Below are 16,336 nucleotides of genomic sequence, written 5' to 3'. Positions count from 1 at the left end.
ACCGAAACGGCGGCTCCCCTTTTTTCCGGTTTGAGGGTAGGTAACTAAGCAGGTTGGACAAGCTCCACATGTGGGAATTTCAGCGCGTGGAGTTGTTTAAGCTGATCCTGCGATATCGAAGCGGGATTGTAGGTACGCCCCGTGGCGGGTACGTAGAAATCCTGCTGCGTCTGAAGACCGCCGAGTTTGTAGCTCGGCCCTGTCCCTGGGAGTGCGGCCGCTGCTTCAGCGACCACCTCCGTTTTCTTTGACTCTGCCATGCGTTAGACCGTGGGTAGCATGGGCAGCGTAGCGGCCGTGTATTTAACCAGGTTGGCGGCAAACCACTCCAGTTCGAACTTCATGCCCCGGCCGTCACCACTGTTTTTGCCGGTACCGTAGGTAGCCCGCACGTTGACCTGGAATTCTTTGTCTCCGCACTGGATCATCTCGGTCGAACCCGGCAGGGGAGCCATCACGATAAAGCGGTCGTTTTTGGCCAGGTTAAACAGGGCCACCGCCGCGTCGGATTCGCCGGGCAGGTAGAACTCGGCTTTGCCTTTGAGCGACTGCCGATCGGCTCCACCCATGGCCTCCAGCAGCACCTCGGACAGGTCTTTGGTGGAATACACTTCGATGAAGCCCTTGCCATCCGCGCAGACGTGCGGGGTGGTAACCTTGTAATCGACCGGCTCCTGGAGCGTGTCAATATCGGCAAAAGGGCAAAGGAAGATCCGCTGTTGCAAACCACCCATGCGGCTGACGTTGCCCGGATCCTTGATGTTTTTGTAGGTTGCCATGGTTAAACGGATTTAGTAAGCTCCAGAAATCCGACCCCTTTCTTCACCAGCTCCGTCTGAAGCGCCGCATCGGCCAGTAGCTCGGCTACCGTGTACTCCCGGGCTTCCTGCCCCTCACCCGCGCGGCGGTACTTGAAGCTGCGCACGCTCACCTGGTAGGTCTTTCCCTTCAGGGTGAAGCTGGGCGTCAGGCTGGGATCCGCCTTCAGCGCGTCGCGCTCCGCCTCCAGGGCCTGAATCGTCTCGGCCTGGCCGTCGATGATCTCATCCCGCTCGGCCAGCTCGTCCTGATGAGTCGCCAGCAGGGTGTCACGCTCAGCGATCAGCGCATTACGCTCGGCGATCACCGTATCGCGCTCGGTCTCCAGGGTAGTGAAGGCCTGGTCCTGGGCGAGGATGGCCTGGTCGCGCTCCTTGATGGTCGCCTCCAGTTCCTCAATTTTTTTGGTTTGTTCACTCATGATCGATTGATCGTTACGTCTCTGGAGTGAGCCGGATTTGTTTTGCGCGCTTTCTACGCAAAACAAATCCGGCTACCTGAAACAAATGGGAGGTTGATTACAGGTCTGAGCGGAAGACCAGCTCAGGCAGCACGAAGCCCACCCCGCGCCAGAAGTCAGTCAGCAGTTTGACTTCCCGGTTGAAGGGCTGAATGTCAAAAGCCTGCTCGTTCTGGGTGCGCTTTTTGAGCATCACCGCGTTTTCTTTCAGCGTGCACCAGATCCGGCTCGATGAGGCCATGCCCGCGTAGCCTTTAACCAGCAGGTTGGTGTTCTCAATCGAGTTATCGATCCGGGCGTCGCCCCGCGTGTTCTTGCCGTACACCTTCTCTTTGCCCCGCAGGTAGCGGCGCTCGATGGTCTCCGAGCAGGCCACGATCATGGGCTTTTTCCAGTAGCGCTTGTCGATCTGGTCGGCAAAATCTTCGAAGTACTCCACCAGTTCGGCGGGATCCGTTGGCACGGCGCCCATCACGATGGGGGTAATGCGGCCCGCCGTAGTCAGCGTGTTCTGCACCGTCAGGTAGCCGTTCATCGACGCACCTGCCGCCCCGGCCGTATTCGCCGTTGGCTCCACGCGCACGCCCGTGGCGATCTCGTTGAGCTCCAGATCTTCCTGCATCTGAGGAATGATGTGCATTTCTACCCACCAGCGGATGAAGGGCCACTCCGAGGGCTTCACCCCGTCACCGGTCAAAAAGCCCAACCAGGTAGCCTCCAGCTCGTGGGGCGTCACCGACGTATCCACCTTCTGGTGGAACATGCGGATCTCGATGGGATCGAAGGTGGTGGTGCCGATCGGCGTGAAGGCCGCCTGGTAGGCTTGGATCAACCGGGTCTGGAGCGACTTGGCAGCCCGCCAGATGGTATCGTCCTGGATAACGACCGTGAAGAGCTCTTCGCTCTCCTGGGTGCGGCGAAGCAGCTGATACAGCCGCTTCATGTTCTGACCCGAGTTCAGGTAGTACGCCCCGAAATCGGCGATAATGTTTGAGATTGCTAATGCCATGATTAGTCGTAAAAAAAGGGGTGAAAAATGTCGCTTAGTCGATCAGGTGACTGATGCCCGCTGATTCAGCCGTGTAGCTGAGCTTGATGGGCTGGGCCTGCTCGGCATCCGGCTGTTCGTCCTTGGCGTTGCTGGGCGTGGTCGGCTCGGCCCCGTTAAGACTACCCAGCCGCGTTACTTCTTTCTGAGAAGTTTCCAGCGCCGACTGGGCTTTGTCCCGCTCAGATTTGGCGGTGTTCAGCTCCGTGGTTAGCCGGGTCACTTCCGAGTTGGCCGTGGCCAGCGCCGCAGGATCCGGGGCAGAGGCGATGGCCTCGAACTGGGCCTGGGTAACCAGGGCGCAGCCGGTAACGCCCAGCGTGGCCAGTTCAGCATTGGCTGATTCGAGCAGGCCATCGGTGAGCTGCTCGCCCTGAAGCCCGGAGAGGGCCTCCAGGGCAGGTACTTTTTTAAATCCGAACATATCGGTACGGGTTGAAGAAATAGTTAGTGAAGCACTGGTGCCGCGCAGGGCGGCGATAATCTCTTTTTGACTGGCAATACCGTCGAGCATGCCTTCTTTCACGCCCTGATCGGCGGGGAATATAGCCCCTTTGAGGATGCTGGCGTTTTTGCCCAGGTTCGGGCGGCGGTTCTTGACGTAATCAATGAAGCGGGTCGCCTCAGCGGTGGCAATGGCCCGGAGCGGTTCGGTGTTGCCTTCCTGAGCGGCCCGTACCTCGGCGTTCTTTTCGGTGGACTGATCGGCGTAGAGATCCTTGATGACAATGCCGTTCTTTTTGAAGTAGCCCGAGAAATCCTGCCAGGTAATGTAGGTGCCGATGCTGCCGACCATATCCGAGGCTCGTCCGGCGTAGAAGCCATCACAGGCTGCCCCGATGGCGTAGCCCGCCGAAGCCGCCATGCCATAATCAATCACGCAGGCCGTGTTCCAGGGAGCGGCCAGTAGTTTGTCCGCGATTCGGCTGCCCGCCATTGATTGCCCACCCGGCGAGCTGAGGATCACCAGCATGCCCGATACGTTTTTATCGCGGTAGATCAGATCGAGCTTCTCGCAGATGTACTGGGCGTAGTAGTCGTAGATTGCCCCCCGGATCTGGATGACGGCGATGGAGCCCGGGAGCTGAGCCTTCGGGTACCAGACCCAGCTGTATTCATAAATAACTGGCTCTTCTTCGGGCGTTTCAAGTGCCATAGGCGCATGGGCCAGTTGCATGGCCAGCGCGTTGCCCGTGGCGGGCTCGATGGCCCAGGGCTGGTTGGCCAGATCGGCCAGGGTGAGGGTATACTTAGCCATTTTGGGCGATCGAAGGAGAAAGGAGAAAACAGGCCTGATCAAAGTCGCCGGCCAGCTTGAGGGTATAGCCCCGGCTGTCGGGTACGTCGCTGCCCGACTCGTAGGTGTAGGTCAGGGTCATGCCCGTGGTGAGGGAGCCCACCTGCCGCCACGTAGAATCGGCATATTCCCGAAACCGGATCAGGAGCGGAATGCCCGTCAGGCGGGCCAGAACATCCGAGTACGTCGGGGCATCGTTGGGCGCAAAGCCCTGCACGCTGATCTGGTGGAGTGCTCCGTTATCGGTCTGACTCACCTGATCGATATAGCCCAGCGTACCGGGCGTCACGTAGAAGTCCTGCCAGTCGTAGCCCTCGCGCAGCTCCACGCCGCCCGTGGCGGGGCTGAGATCGGTGATACCGGCAATCGGTGTCACGCGCAGCTCAGCCCCGCCACCGGGATTCCAGGATGTCGGGCGGGTGTTCATCAGGTTTAGGTGGGTGATGGTACTACATGGCTGAAGAAATGAGTAGGGTATCTTGTGGCCACGAAATAGGGATTCGGCGGGGCGGGAAAACAGGTCACAACTGAATCAGTACGCCCGGCGCAAAAAAAAGACTACCCCCAGCGGAAGTAGTCTTTTCAACACCTAACTCTTATTAATCAAGGTTTAGCCCTCTGCCTCCTGCCGGTTACGGCCGTAGTAGCGCACGGCCGCGCTCAGGGGATACAGATCCTCGCAGACGCCCCAGCGCAGCAGGGTCTGCTCAGCCGCCCGGCGAATCGAAGCGGTGGTTTCCATGCGAATGGCGATCTCATCGCGCAGGCGCTGGCGAAACAGCTTCATCACAAACGTGTTAAAGGCCAGCTCCCGGGCGGGGGTGATTTCTCCGCCGCCGCCGTAGCGGATCTGCCAGTCGGGAATCTCTACCTCCAGGGTGTCGGTCAATGCCTCGTGGCCAATCTCGCGGCCGGCCGCCTCGAAGTAGCGCATGTGTTTCCGATCCAGGAGAGCGAACAGGTGCACGGCGTAGGGGTTAAAGGGCCTGCGCGGATCCCGGCTGATGAAGAGAGGCTTCCCTTTTGTCGAGGCCAGCACAATGTTTTTTACCAGGGGCGTTACGGCCAGCGTCAGCGTGCGACACGGAGTAGACATAGGGAATAGAGGAGGGCTTTTCAGAAACGTGATTAAACTTAACAGGCTATCTCAAGCTAAAACAGGTCACAACTGAATCAACAAGCGTAGAACTACGTAGATTCCTTATTTTCCTGCGCAATGCGCGTAGTTTCCTGCTCAACCGCCTGAGCATTAACCTCCTCGATAAAGCTAGTCTGCTTAGTGAGGAGCTGGTGAAATTCCTTGGCCCAGTTCAGCGTCGAGCGCAGCTGCCGGGCCACTTCGGTGATCGACTGCCGTTTCTGGGTGCTGCTCAGCGTATCCCAGTTGCTGATCAGGGGAGGGAGCAGGGTGGGGACGTCAAGACCCGTGATGGTCTCCTCCAGCTCGTTGATGTAGTCGCGCATGTGACCCTCGGCATACTGGAGGTAGGCGGCAGTTTTGACGCTTTCCGCCCGGCCAAATTCAGAGAGGTTGGTGTCGATAAGTTGCTCGGCCAGCCGGGTAGCCTGTTGTAGCTGTTCCTTTTTCATAATGATATAACTAGTTGTTTGTGGAACCGTCCTGTCTTCCCATATCGCCTACGTTTCCAATTATCACGCCTGTCAAAGTTCAGGTGACAGCGATTACATAAAGCCTTCAGGTTATCCAGCGCATCGTTCTTCTCGTTGTGATCCAGATGGGCCACCGTCAGGGTGACTACCGAGAAGCGAACGTTCCATTTTCCCGCAGATTGATGGCTCTGGTTTTGCGCATCGGCGAAGGCACGGGCTTCTTTGAAGGTATCGAAGGGGTGGGTATCGTCGATGGCCTCATCCAAGTATTCAATCACCGTGTAGTTGCGAATCCCGCACTGCTCACAGCAATTCTTCGCCCGCTCAAAGCGTATCCAGGCACTCAGCTTTTTGAAGTTCGGATTGTAATTCAGCTTATAATTTATGGGCATGTGGCTCAGATTTTAAGGGAAGGTTTAGGTTCTGATTTGTTTACAGGGAGTCTTATCAAATCAGAACCTTTAGGTCATGAAAAAATTAGTTTTGATCCTACTGCTCATGAGCACGCTGAGCGCTTGTAAAGAAGATGAAGTGGTCAGCTTTGGCCAGCAAACTGCTGCCAGGATTCAGGCTGAACTCCCACCAGGAAATAACAGGACCGCCAGGGTGTACATCGGTACTACGCAGATCAGTAGTGGTACTTTTATCTTTGATGGGGATTTCATTATCGTCGAAGGTGCCCGGTATAATCTGAATAGATTGGTTAGCTACCAGGTGTTTGGTGCAAACAGCACCCCGAACATGTTTCTCTACTTTTGATGGATTCAGCGCCAGCCTGTTCATTTGCAACAGGCTGGCGCTCGACTTGGATTGGTCTAAAACGGGGCTTTCTCTTCGCTGGGCAGGTGCAGCACCAGCGGGCTACGTTTGGCGATTTCGTCATTAATCTGCTCCAGCGTCTTTTGTAGAACTGGCGGAGCATGTTCGGCTCGGTACGGTTCACGGCGGCCAGACGGTACCAGCCCAGTGGCTGGTTTTCCAACGTTGACACCACAGCATTGTGGTGCGTGTTGCTATGTTGACAAGAATTCACGTTAGTTTAGTCCTATTTAGGGGTTAACTATCTGATTTTCAGTTTACTCTACCGCGCAACTAGAGTCAACATTTTGCCGTTTTTGAAGTGGTTAACTCCTTGATTATCAAAGGGGGTGTGTCAACTGTGGTGTGTTGACATAGGTTGACACCGTGTCAACCTGTGTCAACATGAGCGGGTTGCTATGCTACTACTGATAATCAAGGAGTTAACCACTTCAAAAACGGCAAAATGTTGACAGATGTTGACACGTGTTGACATTGATTATCAATGAGTTAAGGTTAAAATTGCACTAAAACGTGTCAACATGTCAACACGCACCACAATCGCCTAGAAATTACGGGCTCCGAACGCGCCGGGGTACTTGTCCATGTAGTCGTGGAGCTTGCGGTTAATCGCCTGCCGGGACACGTTCAGGTGCCTGCCCATCTCGGTCTGGTTGTAATTGTGGGCTTTGAGCAGGGCCGCAAATTCCAGTACTTCGGGCGGAACCATGACCTTGTTTTTGGCTACCTGATAGGCTTCAAAGCCGCTGGCCATGAAGTACTCGCATACCCGCAGGGCAGCGGCTACGTAGTCGACCTTGATGCCGAAGCCCTTCACGCTGCCCAGCGTGCCGTAGGCGAAGGTCCAGTCCATCGCCGCCAGAATGAGCGATATGCGCAGCACGTACTCCTTGATCTTTCCGAAAATGCCCCCCAGTACGTTGCGGTCCGTTAGACTCTCCATCCGGTTGATCTGCCGGGTGTGCTTATCCTGCCATTCCTGAAACAGCTTCACCCCCTCCACGTGCATGGTCACTACCTGGGGTTCGGAGTCGGGCCAGTCCATGCGCAGCTCGTTGTGCAGCCGCTGGATCATCTGGATATACGGCTCAATGACCTCATCAGGCAGGCTATAGGTCAGGTTGGGGGAGATCACCCGGTCGGTCTCTGCGAAGGCAAATAGCATACGGAAGATGTAGCCCGTCTGTAGCCGGTTCTGCTCGTAAAACCGGTAGAGCACGTCGGGCTGGGTGGAGCCCATCACCGAGGCTACCAGGTGGTTCTTGTCGATGTAGGTAAACTTGTTACCCGCCCGGCGCATGGAAAACGAGGAAGAAGGCGACCAGGCTGAGGTCCAGAACGAGGCTTCGGACTTGCCCGTCTTGTAGCGATCCATGTCATCGAGCCACTTGAGCAGCTCGTCTTCATAGCGAACGACGCCCTTGAAATTGTGGCCGAAAACGTCTTTGATGAGCGACTCGAAGGTGATATCGGAAAACAGCAACACCTTCTGGTTGGGAAATTTGTCCGAATTCTCAGCGGCGGCTGCCCGGCATTCATCCAGGTACAACCGGTTGTACTCGTCCTGGATCTTGTGCAAAGGACGCAGCAATACGCCCTGGATCATGGACTTACCGGAACTACTGATACCCACCGTGGCTCCCCACATGCTCAGGCACACCTGCCACCGGGAAGGAGTCTGAGCTCGCAGGGCCGAGCCGATAGCGGCCGAGGCACATTGCAACAAGGAAAGGCCAATAAAAGCCCGCTCACCGTGCATATTGTCTACCAGCTGGGCGATCAGCGGTTTGAGCCGGTCGGGAAACACGTCCAGGGGGAAAACCAGGCCCGCCCGGCGTTTCTTGGTCTCCGCTTCCAGGTCGTCATCAGTCACCAGTGACGCATAGGCGTTGGGTTCGCCTGGTTGAGGTCCGGCTGGCTTTCTGTAGCCAGTACCGATATTGGGGTTGTACTGGCGCATCAACAGTTATAGTCGTTGTGAAGAAAAGCCTCAAGCCGGATGGCCTCCGTCTCGGTCAGAGTAAGGGCGGCGGCGGGCGTGTAGAGCTCCCTGGTCTCCGGCCGGAAGAGAAACTGACCGCTCGTTGAGATGATCAGGTTGGTAGAGAGCCGGTAGAAACGCTCGATAGGTACATTGACCTCGGTGGTGTGATGCTGCACCGACCGGGGGGCAACGATCTGGTGTTGAATGAAATCGCCCGTGGGCTGATTGTACTGCTGGTTGGTGGTCTCATACCGGGGACCATATACGTTTTTGGGCGTGGCGGCGGCTACCTCCAGGCCCTCGATCAGCTCGACGGCCCGGTTGATGACCTCCTCGACAGTAGCCGGGTCAATAGGGCCCTGTTCCAGGAGGGGAACTAGCTCCTGCTGGGCGTCGGCAAAGGCCTGACGCTTTGGATTTAAAACGCTACTTGGATTCATACTTGGTGAAGCGGTTAGGTTAGTAGTGGGTTAACGGGCCAGCGGAAAGCGGGGCACCTGCCGCAGGTTGGCCAGGTGGGCCAGGATGGTCACCGGGTCCAGATCATCCAGCAGGGACATGGCCCCCAGCTGCTCCTGTACAATCTGGTAGGTGACCAGCACGTACGTCAGCCGCACCCACTGCTCGTGGGTCAGGATGACAATGCCGAAGTGTTCGGGCAGGATCTGATCAGCCCGCTCCAGCAAATGCGGGGGCGCGTACGTGTCCTGATGATCCAGCCAGCGGAGCATATCCTGATTGATGAGGCGGCGCAGGGTGGCCACGGCCTGGGTATTGACAAAGTGAGTTTCCCAGCCTGTGTTTCCTGCCAGCAGGACGGGGGCGATGGGCGTAGTTACCGGGCCGGTGGTCACAATATTGCGGGCAACGAAGCGGGTAAAGGCTTGACGAAATAGATTCATGGCTACAGGCGGACAGTTTGGTGCAGAAAGGTGATCAGATCATGCTGGGCCATGACCAGCTCAAAGCGGGGCCGGACGGGGACGGGAGTTGCCCCGCCCAGATCGGCGAAGCTGGTATACTGCCCGGCTTTTTCATCGTAGTGAATCGAGCCCAGCGTGCGGTGACTGCGCTTGCTGATGCCGTCGAGCCGGGGTTCCTCTACGGTTTGGCGCAGCTCACAGCTGCATTCATCCAGGTGTAGCCAGTGGAGGGCATCCTGGGCAACGTCCTGAAGGGTAGGATCGACGGCTTCCATGTGGGGAGTGGGGAAACTAGTCATTGAAATGCTTGTCTAGGGGATTTTTGAGGGCCTCCTTCAGGTGGGGAATCAGGAAGGAGGCCACGATGATGAGTATGATGAAGGTGGCCAGGCTGTTCATAGTCCGTCCATCTGGTCTCGAATGCGCGCGGTTTCCTTGTCGATATCGCCCAGGATCGCTACGATCAGATCGCCTACCAAGAGTCGATATTTCAGCGAGCTATTTATTGCCACGTTCTGGTGCTGATCTGCCAGGGCGAACGTTGTGTTAATTTGTTCTCCGTTCAGAAAGCGATTCATGATAATGAAGATCTTGTCCCTGCCTTCTTTCAATTTGTGCATGTCGGTGATTAGCCCCTGTGGTTGGCCAGAAGCGCTAACTGCTACGGGGGAGAGATCAACTAGCATGTAGTCAATCACACAGTTACTCCCTGACCGACGGGACGTAACATTGAGCAGCATCAGATCGAGGCGTTTCAACTGCTCAACAAACAGTGGGGTTAGGGCAAGCACCGGCGCTGAGAGGGTTAAGACAAACGCTCTGGCCGGATGCTCGGGAATCGGCATAGCCAGTATCTGTAGATCGTCACGATTGCAGGCCTTAAGCTCATCGACCAGCAGAGCCAAGGAAGTAACTTTGAGCAACGTATTGTCTATGCGAATAGTCATAAGATCAAGTAGTTAAGGGGCTAAAAGCCGGGTTGTTTGCGGTTACGGGCTGCCTGCACAGAGGCCCGGATGTGACGGCCGATTAGAAGGCGTCGATTCACCGCGCTTAGTGGCTCGGGCTCACGCCGGGGCGGGATGGGCTTAGGTACGTTCATGAGCGGGCGGGGTGGGCGTCGAGCGGGTTGTGCCTTTTTTTTAGGAGGAAGGGGATGGTAACAACCACCCCCAATCCAATCGTTAATCAGCCGATCATAGCGCGGCGAGCTGACTCCGCTTCCTATCGATCCGTTTCTGAGTTTCCTCGATGAGCATGTACAAAGGCGTGCTGATCAGAAACGAGCCGTCCTCTTCACAGGTGAAGGCCAGGCCGACGCCCTTGCCCTGATCGACTTCCTGCCGGAGAATTAATTTCACTTTCTTGCCCTCCTCCCAATCCTGCTGCACAAGAGCCAGGACATTCATATTTTCGGTCAGCTTATCAAGGATGGCCTGTAACTCAGTTGCTGTGTTTTGCTGCTCAATGCTCATTGGTTTACTGGTTTTGAGGTTAGTAGATGGCCTTTAATCATAGCATGAAACTGGCTCATCAGCCAGGTGCAGAAAAAGGATAGCAGGACGTTTCCCCGAAGGTTAGCCTGGAGGCGCAGGGCCGCGCAGGTCTGATACAGGCGCACCCACTCGTGGCGGGTGAAGCCATTTTTTGTGTACGTTTGCATTCTGATTTACTCTGTTTAGTGCCCCCGGCCTGCTTCCAACAGGCCGGGTTTTTTGTGAAAAATAAACTGGGTAAGCTTTTATGGTCAGACAGGTGGCTTCAGGCGCTGGCGCTTCAAGCGGTCAGAGATGGGAGCTACGATAGGATCAGCCTTCATTTTAAGCTCCTCCAGCACATCCACCGCCTGGGAAGCCGCCTCCAACCCGCCACCTTCGTTGATAATTGTCAGTAACTGGGTCAGCCAAACCTGGATAATGCCTGGCATTTGGCGACTCAATGCCCGCAGATCACCGCTCACCGAATCGACTACGCGGGCTTGTTCGGTGATTTCTCTGGCCACTACGCGGGCCACTAGGTTCGCTCCCTTCCGATTGACGCTCAAGTCAGTAATGGTGAGGTTATAGTCAACCCTTAAAAGGTCCGCATTCAGCAGCAGTCCCAGGTCAAGTTCGGGACTCACTAGCTTGATAGTACGGGCATTCACTCGCCCGGCAAAAGTGTTCTCTGTTTCGCTGATCGTATGGGAGGGTCGCTCACCGTTGTAAGCTGTGAGCTGGGCTACAAGACGCTTGACCGATTCGTCGAAACTCTCTTTTGTGTGCATATAACTGGTGGATATAAGCCCGCTTGGCAGGCAGACGCAGTGAAGTAATAGAAAGCGTACAGGGATAGGTATCAATCTAAAAGATTGAATTTCTGACGTTTAAATACCTTCGGGGTAGCCGGTTCTTCCTGGCGAGACTCCACTTTTAGATCCAGCCGCTCCAGGAGCAGTACCAGCCGGTTGGTAGCTTGTAACCCGCCGCGCGAGTTGACAATGTTGGTCAGCCGCGAGTAGCCAGTCAGCCCCTCGAAATACTTATCCTCGCTGGCAATACGCTCAGCCAGGTTCTTGAGCGTCATCTTCTTCGGTATCAGCTTACGTAGCCGTTCACGCCAGTGCTCGACCGTCAGGGGGTCTGGGTAGACCGTTTGTTTATTCGCGTTGCTCATGGGTTGCCCGGATAATGTCAGTAGACTACATTTACAGTGTATGTATTTCTTTGTGATACTTACGATGTAAAAGTAATGTTCAGAGTATTACAAGTCAACTGTAAGAACTACCTTTTTTAAATGGGTACCCTAGGAGGAAGAATTAAAGAAAAGAGAGAGGCAGCTGGTCTTAGTCAAAGTGATCTCGCAGAACAGCTTGGACTTCGCAGTGGGAAACAGACGATTTCTAAATGGGAGCTTGATAAAACAGAGCCGTCGGTTTCTGACTTGAAACGAATCGCCCAATTGCTTGCCACTACAGCGGCTTATCTGCTTGACGGAGTTGAGGAGGGGGAGACTATTCCCAAAGGATATACCTTAATCGAGAAAGACCAGCTTCTCGATTTACAGAATGAATTGATCTCCTACCAGAAGAAGGAGCTGTCTAGACAAAAGGTCTAGGTGCTCATACGAGCCCTACTCCTTCTTAGCTCATCGATTAATAGTGTCGCAATTTCGATTCTTTTCACGCTTTATAGCCTGTAAACCAAGATGATCTACAAAAAAAATGCATCAAAATGAAACAGAAGTACGCCCTATTTTATGCGTTTGTCATTTTGTCATGCTTAGTTGTCAGGCTAGAAGCTAAGCCAGTCACTGCCGCACCAGACAATCCTTATGAAATAATGTCTGTGGCGTTTGTGGGAAATCCTCGCCAAGAGGTAATTAAGCCACTAGTTGAACTCGTACTTCGTCGGCACAAAACCCCCCTCACCCGAGAGAACATTCTAGGATTGGCTAATGGACTGGTCGTGATGCGGAAAGACAGTAAGTCAGGAGTGACCGAAATAGCCATTCTAAGGCATATGGCCAAAACCGGATCGAGCCGCTTGACACTGGCTCAACAACTAGGACTCTCGGCTACCTTGTTAGAGTAAGATTCAGGCCTTTATGAAAGATATAGCCCTGATCATCCTGGCTGTTTTATCCTTTTTGCTAAGTGGTATTCTGGTCTACTGGCGGGAGAACAAAAAACAGTTTCAGGAGAAAATTTTTGAGCAAAAGCTCGGAGCCTATAAGGAGATTATTGAGGAACTTGGGATGTATTACGAGGACGTTTTTAGCTTCCTTAACTACTTTCAGTTTTATGAACAGTCTGCAGAGCAATGGCTAATTGACTCTAAGCCGTACTTCGCCGAATACTTCCCAAAAGCTTTTGCGCTAAAACGGCTCTACTACAAAAATCTGATCCTGTTGCCAGAGCCCCTGTTAACCCATCTTGATGAGGTACTGGGACGATGCATTCGGCACATAACGGTCCATCACCATATACATACAACCATTCCGCTTGATTCTCATGACGAACTCTACGACTTGATTGCCGCCTTCGCCGAAAAAGCGAGGGAGGACCTAAGCATCAGTGTTCTTAATGGGACGTTGAATAAACGACTGGCGCATCAGTTCTATCCGATCGACCTACCTAAAAAGTCGATAAAGAATGTAGAAGAAAGTGATGAGGCAGAAGAATAAATGAATAAGCCTGTACTCAGACTTCTCATTACACCAATAGAAGCCCAGTTGAGAAGCGGAGTAATACACAAAGAATAAAGACTCGAAGTCGAGTTGAAGCCGAGTGTTTCTTTTTGACTCCATGTTCAAATTTTGATTGATGGTGAACTATCAGCAAGTTCTGAAATGAAGCTTAATCAACCAAAGCTAGCGATGTTGCCACCGCTTGGTATAAATTCTTATTCGTTTGATAATCAATTAATTAGTTTCTGTGTAAGGAATGGTTAGGAAACGCTCGCAAATGGCAAGCTACAGAGGGGTAAAAGTGCCTCTACAATGCTTTAAAAGCCTTTTTTGGGGTAGTCCATTAATGGTTCAAATCCCTGCGTCTCCACAAAAAGCGTCTAAAACCCCGAAATTGGCTCAATTTCGGGGTTTTTTGTAGGTGGCATTTATTAAAAATGCCACCGATTGGCCCATTATCAGCAGATAAATCTATCTAGGTTTTAATAACTTTTGTCTATTACGGATTGATACAACTTAATCTACCAGTCATGGAAAGGAGTCAGATAACTGAGCACTTGAATTTAATAACTTCTGACTATAGGTTTATACAGATTTTAGCTATAATAAACTACCGAGATTTTTGTCAGACAGATATAGGGATTTTAAAAGCAAACCCATACGAAACTTTGAATTATAATGAATACAAATTTCTAACAGGATTATGGTTGAAAAATTGCAAACCAGTATTTGAGCAAGGTTCTTATAATTACCATAAAATATTAGATGAAACATGTGGTCTAATGTCTGCTCTTCACAATACTTACAAGAGTGCATTTGCAAATTTGAACCGACCTAAATCATATACAGAAAATGGAGAAGTATTTAAAGAGGCATTTTTTTATAGTGGTGCTGGTGCATTTGATTCTCAATACGCTAAACTTTCGGTAGATAAATATGCTCTAGATGGAGTCTGGCTAAAGAATAATAAGGGGTTTTCTCCAAAATCAATGAATAAGTTCTTTAATGCTATTCATACCAAGTTTCATAACAAACTTAATGATATTCTGTATAGAAGAAATTTAACTAATCCGTTAGACTTAATAGGGCTTTTCTCTTTAACTTATGATGAAATAGTTCAGGGCGATATTGAATTTGAAGCAATACTGAATAATATAAGCACTTCTTACGACAGTCGCATAGTTACTGAACTTAATGATATAGGCGATTATAATCCATTTTTAGAAAGACCAATTATAAAATTGAGGGATGGTAGGTACTTCATATCCGTTCCTCTTCTTGTAGCTGAAGCTCTATATGAATCACCGTTTTACTGGATGACTAAAGATAAATCATATGCGAGTTTAAGTCTTGCTAATAGGGGCGTAATAGGTGAGACAATAACATATTCGATTTTAAACAATGTATTCGGTGTTAAAAACGTATATAGAGGTGTTAAAATATTTAAAAACAAGTCTAAAGATATTACAGATATTGACCTTTTGGTTATACATAAAAATGTTGGATTAATATTTCAGGTAAAATCAAAAAAGCTAACAACTCTTTCCAAACAAGGCAACATTGATAGCATTCATAACGATTTTGAAAAGGCTATTGAAAGTGCTTATCTTCAGGGTGTAACAAGCAAAAACAGTATTTTAGATGCAGCAGAGTATGGTTTTAGCTGCGATGATAAAGATATAGGTGGTAAAATAAAGAATATAAAGAAGGCTTACATAGTATGCCTTGTGTTAGATTATTTTCCTGCAATAGTTCACGCGACACAAATTATGCTCTATGATAAACATTCTGAATTTGCAATTGCTCTTAATATTCCAGATTTAGAATTGATATGTAAACTGTTAAAAACGCCAGAGAAGGTGGTTGATTATCTTATAAAGAGAATAAAAAATTGTCGTAATTATTATGCGGATTCTGAACTGAGTTTTTTAGGTTATTATATTAAGAAAGGATTGAATCCTTTAAAAAAAGATATAGCATTTGTAGATTTCACTTATCTTAATTACGTGACTACATTATATTATAAATCGTTTTTTGAACGAAAAAACTTAATGGAAGAAAAGTTAGATGATGTTAGAAATGTTCTATGTCTGTGCGGTAGCGGAAAAAGATACGTGGAATGTTGTTCCTCAAAAATGGGAATTCAAAGTGACTCTATTAAATAAATAAAGAAGGGATATGCTACAATTTCATAAATAGTGTAGCTCTCCCTTCTTCAATCATTTACCTTCCTATTCTTTTGAATATGTCAAGTGCTTGAGCTGAAGCTTCGCTCAAAAAAGATGGCTGTATAACTTCAATCTTTGTCGATTGAGATTTCCCAAATCTTTCAAGCGCATAAGTTTGTAACTCGCACGACTGTAAAGAGTCTATGACTGGCTGTTCTGATGGGCGGGCCTTGTCTAAAATTTCTCCGGCTATGGCTTCTTGAGCCTCTATTTTATTAGGCTTTGCATCGTTCAACAACAAGCTGATGTATGAATCGGACACTTGTTGAGGCGTCATGTTTGCATGTATCATGTCGGCAGGGTATGAACTTAACGCGTTTGCTTGAGTATCGGCAGTACTGGCGGCATTGGCATTCTTTACCTTCGTTGCTTTACGATCAGCGATAAACTTCACCAGATCAGTAAAGTGGTTATGTCCGGTTATGTCAATTATGCCAGTTCCCGGATTGCCATTTACTTCGGTTACATAGCAAGAGTTAGTTTCACCGTGTTTCTTACCTGCTTCACGCATTAAGTCTACACCTGCGAATTCAAGCCCTAAAGCTTTGGCCGCATTGATACACACTTTTTTCTCATCTTCGCTGAGCCTAATCTTTGCTGCTTTGCCCCCTTGCGATAAGTTGGCGCGGAAGTCCCCACCACTTGCCCCCTGTTCCATCACAGATACAACCTCATTGCCGACCACAATAGCACGGATGTCGTTAACGCTACCTGTAGGCCCACTTGCCGATTTGATGAAGCGTTGCATCTTCACTGGCACATTAGCCTTGTAGAAGCTCTCTAATATGGTCTTGACTGATAGTAATGAGTCCAAGATAGATACGCCGCTACCTTGAGAGCCGGTAAGCTGTTTGACCGCAATAGGCAAGCCCAACATATCAACAGCAAAGGCCGAATCTCCACCAAAAGAAAGTTATTAGAAAGGAGGAAGGATGCCTATAGCAGATTCCTTTCTTTTTTGTTAGCGGGTGGAGAACTTA

General features: G+C 51.0%; 25 protein-coding genes. 4 read left to right on the top strand and 21 right to left on the bottom strand.

From position 1 onward, the window contains the following. Positions 1 to 44: 44 nt before the first annotated feature. The 20 genes from ACAW87_RS12760 to ACAW87_RS12665 form a co-directional block, all read right to left on the bottom strand. Positions 45 to 260: a hypothetical protein gene (locus tag ACAW87_RS12760; RefSeq protein ID WP_370723780.1), complete on the bottom strand. Its 216-nt coding sequence runs from the start codon at positions 258 to 260 to the stop codon at positions 45 to 47. A gap of 3 nt (positions 261 to 263) precedes the next feature. After that, positions 264 to 779 (bottom strand): hypothetical protein, encoded by a 516-nt coding sequence (locus ACAW87_RS12755; protein ID WP_370723779.1) that lies wholly within the window; start codon positions 777 to 779, stop codon positions 264 to 266. A 2-nt stretch (positions 780 to 781) separates the two neighbouring features. After that, positions 782 to 1,240, bottom strand: coding sequence for a hypothetical protein (locus tag ACAW87_RS12750; RefSeq protein ID WP_370723778.1), 459 nt, complete (start codon positions 1,238 to 1,240; stop codon positions 782 to 784). Between the two features lie 97 nt (positions 1,241 to 1,337). Further along, positions 1,338 to 2,288, bottom strand: a complete 951-nt coding sequence (locus ACAW87_RS12745; RefSeq protein WP_370723777.1) for a hypothetical protein — start codon at positions 2,286 to 2,288, stop codon at positions 1,338 to 1,340. A 34-nt stretch (positions 2,289 to 2,322) separates the two neighbouring features. After that, positions 2,323 to 3,585 (bottom strand): S49 family peptidase, encoded by a 1,263-nt coding sequence (locus ACAW87_RS12740; RefSeq protein WP_370723776.1) that lies wholly within the window; start codon positions 3,583 to 3,585, stop codon positions 2,323 to 2,325. Further along, the gene (locus ACAW87_RS12735; RefSeq protein WP_370723775.1) at positions 3,578 to 4,051 is read right to left on the bottom strand and encodes a hypothetical protein; all 474 of its coding nucleotides are present in this window, start codon (positions 4,049 to 4,051) and stop codon (positions 3,578 to 3,580) included. The genes ACAW87_RS12740 and ACAW87_RS12735 overlap by 8 nt, the downstream gene beginning before the upstream one ends. Positions 4,052 to 4,234: 183 nt before the next feature. Then, entirely contained in the window at positions 4,235 to 4,720 is a 486-nt protein-coding gene (locus tag ACAW87_RS12730) for a hypothetical protein (protein ID WP_370723774.1), read from the bottom strand. A gap of 92 nt (positions 4,721 to 4,812) precedes the next feature. After that, positions 4,813 to 5,214, bottom strand: coding sequence for a hypothetical protein (locus ACAW87_RS12725; protein WP_370723773.1), 402 nt, complete (start codon positions 5,212 to 5,214; stop codon positions 4,813 to 4,815). Further along, positions 5,211 to 5,627 (bottom strand): hypothetical protein, encoded by a 417-nt coding sequence (locus ACAW87_RS12720; RefSeq protein ID WP_370723772.1) that lies wholly within the window; start codon positions 5,625 to 5,627, stop codon positions 5,211 to 5,213. The genes ACAW87_RS12725 and ACAW87_RS12720 overlap by 4 nt, the downstream gene beginning before the upstream one ends. A gap of 97 nt (positions 5,628 to 5,724) precedes the next feature. Beyond that, positions 5,725 to 6,018, bottom strand: coding sequence for a hypothetical protein (locus ACAW87_RS12715; protein WP_370723771.1), 294 nt, complete (start codon positions 6,016 to 6,018; stop codon positions 5,725 to 5,727). Positions 6,019 to 6,598: 580 nt separating this feature from the next. Continuing rightward, positions 6,599 to 8,014, bottom strand: a complete 1,416-nt coding sequence (locus tag ACAW87_RS12710) for a DUF3987 domain-containing protein (protein WP_370723770.1) — start codon at positions 8,012 to 8,014, stop codon at positions 6,599 to 6,601. Then, the gene (locus ACAW87_RS12705) at positions 8,014 to 8,478 is read right to left on the bottom strand and encodes a hypothetical protein (RefSeq protein WP_370723769.1); all 465 of its coding nucleotides are present in this window, start codon (positions 8,476 to 8,478) and stop codon (positions 8,014 to 8,016) included. Before ACAW87_RS12705 ends, ACAW87_RS12710 begins: the two co-directional genes overlap by 1 nt. A 30-nt stretch (positions 8,479 to 8,508) precedes the next feature. Next, positions 8,509 to 8,940: a hypothetical protein gene (locus ACAW87_RS12700; protein WP_370723768.1), complete on the bottom strand. Its 432-nt coding sequence runs from the start codon at positions 8,938 to 8,940 to the stop codon at positions 8,509 to 8,511. A gap of 2 nt (positions 8,941 to 8,942) precedes the next feature. Then, positions 8,943 to 9,260: a hypothetical protein gene (locus ACAW87_RS12695; protein ID WP_370723767.1), complete on the bottom strand. Its 318-nt coding sequence runs from the start codon at positions 9,258 to 9,260 to the stop codon at positions 8,943 to 8,945. Between the two features lie 96 nt (positions 9,261 to 9,356). After that, entirely contained in the window at positions 9,357 to 9,908 is a 552-nt protein-coding gene (locus ACAW87_RS12690; protein WP_370723766.1) for a hypothetical protein, read from the bottom strand. Between the two features lie 20 nt (positions 9,909 to 9,928). Then, entirely contained in the window at positions 9,929 to 10,063 is a 135-nt protein-coding gene (locus ACAW87_RS12685) for a hypothetical protein (RefSeq protein WP_370723765.1), read from the bottom strand. A 94-nt stretch (positions 10,064 to 10,157) separates the two neighbouring features. Further along, positions 10,158 to 10,436: a hypothetical protein gene (locus ACAW87_RS12680; protein ID WP_370723764.1), complete on the bottom strand. Its 279-nt coding sequence runs from the start codon at positions 10,434 to 10,436 to the stop codon at positions 10,158 to 10,160. Further along, positions 10,433 to 10,624 carry a hypothetical protein gene (locus tag ACAW87_RS12675; RefSeq protein ID WP_370723763.1) on the bottom strand — a complete coding sequence of 64 codons (192 nt, stop codon included), beginning with the start codon at positions 10,622 to 10,624 and terminating at the stop codon, positions 10,433 to 10,435. The genes ACAW87_RS12680 and ACAW87_RS12675 overlap by 4 nt, the downstream gene beginning before the upstream one ends. A gap of 84 nt (positions 10,625 to 10,708) precedes the next feature. Next, positions 10,709 to 11,227, bottom strand: a complete 519-nt coding sequence (locus ACAW87_RS12670; RefSeq protein ID WP_370723762.1) for a hypothetical protein — start codon at positions 11,225 to 11,227, stop codon at positions 10,709 to 10,711. A gap of 71 nt (positions 11,228 to 11,298) precedes the next feature. Beyond that, on the bottom strand, positions 11,299 to 11,616 hold the full coding sequence (locus tag ACAW87_RS12665; protein WP_370723761.1) for a hypothetical protein: 318 nt from the start codon (positions 11,614 to 11,616) through the stop codon (positions 11,299 to 11,301). Positions 11,617 to 11,736: 120 nt separating this feature from the next. Between ACAW87_RS12665 and ACAW87_RS12660 the strand changes: the two genes are divergently transcribed. The 4 genes from ACAW87_RS12660 (at position 11,737) to ACAW87_RS12645 (ending at position 15,293) form a co-directional block, all read left to right on the top strand. After that, complete coding sequence (locus tag ACAW87_RS12660; protein ID WP_370723760.1) at positions 11,737 to 12,057, top strand: helix-turn-helix domain-containing protein; 321 nt, start codon at positions 11,737 to 11,739, stop codon at positions 12,055 to 12,057. A 239-nt stretch (positions 12,058 to 12,296) separates the two neighbouring features. Then, positions 12,297 to 12,533: a hypothetical protein gene (locus ACAW87_RS12655; protein WP_370723759.1), complete on the top strand. Its 237-nt coding sequence runs from the start codon at positions 12,297 to 12,299 to the stop codon at positions 12,531 to 12,533. A 13-nt stretch (positions 12,534 to 12,546) separates the two neighbouring features. Further along, entirely contained in the window at positions 12,547 to 13,125 is a 579-nt protein-coding gene (locus ACAW87_RS12650; RefSeq protein WP_370723758.1) for a hypothetical protein, read from the top strand. A 533-nt stretch (positions 13,126 to 13,658) separates the two neighbouring features. Continuing rightward, entirely contained in the window at positions 13,659 to 15,293 is a 1,635-nt protein-coding gene (locus ACAW87_RS12645) for an SEC-C domain-containing protein (RefSeq protein ID WP_370723757.1), read from the top strand. A gap of 58 nt (positions 15,294 to 15,351) precedes the next feature. On the opposite strand, the gene ACAW87_RS12640 is transcribed toward ACAW87_RS12645, so the two are convergent. Further along, the gene (locus tag ACAW87_RS12640) at positions 15,352 to 16,233 is read right to left on the bottom strand and encodes an ATP-grasp domain-containing protein (protein WP_370723756.1); all 882 of its coding nucleotides are present in this window, start codon (positions 16,231 to 16,233) and stop codon (positions 15,352 to 15,354) included. Positions 16,234 to 16,336 lie beyond the last annotated feature (103 nt).

It is taken from the genome of Fibrella aquatica, assembly GCF_041321135.1.
GTDB classification, from domain to species: Bacteria; Bacteroidota; Bacteroidia; order Cytophagales; family Spirosomataceae; genus Fibrella; species Fibrella aquatica.
This window is presented reverse-complemented; position numbering and strand designations above follow the sequence as displayed.